Raw genomic sequence first — 284 nt, 5'->3', positions numbered from 1 at the left:
AAAAAAGATCTTTTTTATCATTCTAAAAGTGTAACTTAAATTGAAGGAGGAATCACCCATGACTATCATCAGTCAAGTGAAACAAACTCTAGCCGGATTAAAAAGTGCACAAGCGAGCTTCGAAACCTTTGCACTAGGAACCGATAATCAACAAGCTAAACAACTTTATCAAGTTGCTGCCAAACAAACACAGCAACTAGTTGACAGCCTTTCTGCTCGTGTTCAACAAATTGAACAAGAAGAACCTCAATACAAACAACAATAATGTACAAATTAGATAAAAA

The 284-nt window shown here is 34.9% G+C and carries 1 protein-coding gene; it reads left to right on the top strand.

What is annotated here, in order from left to right:
• Positions 1 to 58: 58 nt before the first annotated feature.
• Positions 59 to 265, top strand: coding sequence for a DUF1657 domain-containing protein (locus IC21_RS14425; protein WP_035180367.1), 207 nt, complete (start codon positions 59 to 61; stop codon positions 263 to 265).
• Positions 266 to 284 lie beyond the last annotated feature (19 nt).

Source organism: Heyndrickxia coagulans DSM 1 = ATCC 7050, from assembly GCF_000290615.1.
Lineage (GTDB): Bacteria > Bacillota > Bacilli > Bacillales > Bacillaceae_C > Weizmannia > Weizmannia coagulans.
Note: the sequence above shows the minus strand (reverse complement) of the source record. Positions and strands in the feature narration are given on the sequence as shown.

What these genes read in the sequence shown, in the direction of transcription:
- IC21_RS14425 (WP_035180367.1), top strand. Translation starts at nt 59, where the DNA reads ATGACTATCATCAGTCAAGTGAAACAAACTCTAGCCGGATTAAAAAGT.